This window comes from Aeromonas cavernicola (assembly GCF_002795305.1).
In the GTDB taxonomy this organism is placed as follows: domain Bacteria; phylum Pseudomonadota; class Gammaproteobacteria; order Enterobacterales; family Aeromonadaceae; genus Aeromonas; species Aeromonas cavernicola.
In genome coordinates, this window is sequence record NZ_PGGC01000234.1 from 1 (window position 1) to 1,366 (window position 1,366).

At 61.5% G+C, this 1,366-nt stretch carries 1 protein-coding gene and 1 pseudogene; one reads left to right on the forward strand and one right to left on the reverse strand.

Annotated features, from left to right (window positions below; all coding sequences use genetic code 11):
* Positions 1-196, forward strand: a pseudogene (locus tag CUC53_RS18135) (IS4 family transposase); the annotation flags it as partial.
* A 75-nt stretch (positions 197-271) separates the two neighbouring features.
* Here CUC53_RS18135 and CUC53_RS18140 read toward each other — a convergent pair.
* On the reverse strand, positions 272-1,366 hold a 1,095-nt coding region (locus CUC53_RS18140; RefSeq protein WP_272896784.1), incomplete at its 5' end, for an SbcC/MukB-like Walker B domain-containing protein.

Consider the following 1,366-nt stretch of genomic DNA (forward strand, 5'->3'; position numbering starts at 1 on the left):
TCTCATCCATGAACTGAGCTGCATGCCGTACCTGTCACCGGGGAGTATCCCGAAGCGGGTGGCGGAGCTGGATAAGCAGGCGGGGCAGTTTGTATTACCGGAGCGAAGGGAGCGGAGTTATCCCCGCAGTGTGAAGGCAAGACCACAAAAGTATGCGGTGCAAAAAGCCAATAAAAACAATGCCAGTCAGGCTTAACTGACTGGCATTAGGTCCAAACCGCCCTTTCACCTATTTAGCCGTCATCCCCTGTCGGGATGAGCCAGCCACCGATCAGGCGATCAGCTTGTCGTCGCTAAAGCCGAAGCCGCGCAGCCCCACCACATGGACGTGTTCGTGCTTGCCCTGCACTTTACGGATCAGCTTGTAGGTGGTGCCCTTCTCGGGGCTGATGTTCTCGGGCGCCGCGATAAGCAGCTGCATATCCTGCCGCTCGCACAGCTCGAACAGGGTGGCGATGGATTTGCCATCCAGCCGGGCCGCTTCGTCGAGGAACAGCAGGCGGCAGGGGGCGATATCCTTGCCGCGCAGACGGCGGGACTCCTCCTCCCAACTGATCAGCACCATCAGCAGGATGGCCTGACCGGTACCGATCGCCTCGCCGGTGGAGAGCGCACCGCTCTCGGCACGCAGCCAGCCATCGGCACCGCGCTGCACCTCGATCTCCAGCTCCAGATAGTTGCGATAGTCGAGCAGCACGTCGCCCATCACCTGATAGCTGCGATCCCCCTGCTCCACTTGCGGGTTGAGGCGCTGGAACAGCTTGGCCATCGCCTCGGAGAAGCTGAGCTCCTTGTCGGCGAACAGGTCGTTATGCATGGCGGTTTGATCAGCTAGCGCCGTCAGCAGACGGGTGTGGGCCTCGCGGATATTGACGTTGAGGCGCACCCCGCGCACCAGACCGAAGGCGATATTCTGCAAGCCTTGGTTGAGCACCCGGATGCGGTTCTGCTCGCGGCGGATGATGTTGGTGATCTTGGCCGCCACCTCGTGGGAGGAGAGCGACAGATGGGTTTCCCGCTGCTTGAGCTCGTCAGCGAGACGGGCCAGCTCGATCTCCATCTCTTCGATCGCCTCGACCGGATCATCGGAGCGAATGATGTCGTTGCGGATGCGATCCTTGAGGTAACGATAAACCTGCACGTAGAAAGCGACCTTCTGCTCGGTGCTGCGGTTGCCCTCGGAAAGACGCAGCGCATCGCGCAGGGCCTCATCGTGGGCCACCGCCACCCGCAGGGCGCCGAGGGCCTTGTCCGACATGGAGCGCAGCTCGTCGCTGTCAAGGTACGCCAGCTCGCGCTTATTTAAACGCTTTTCGACGTCGGTCTCCCGCGCCAGTCGCACCACCCGTGACCAGCTCGCCTTGTG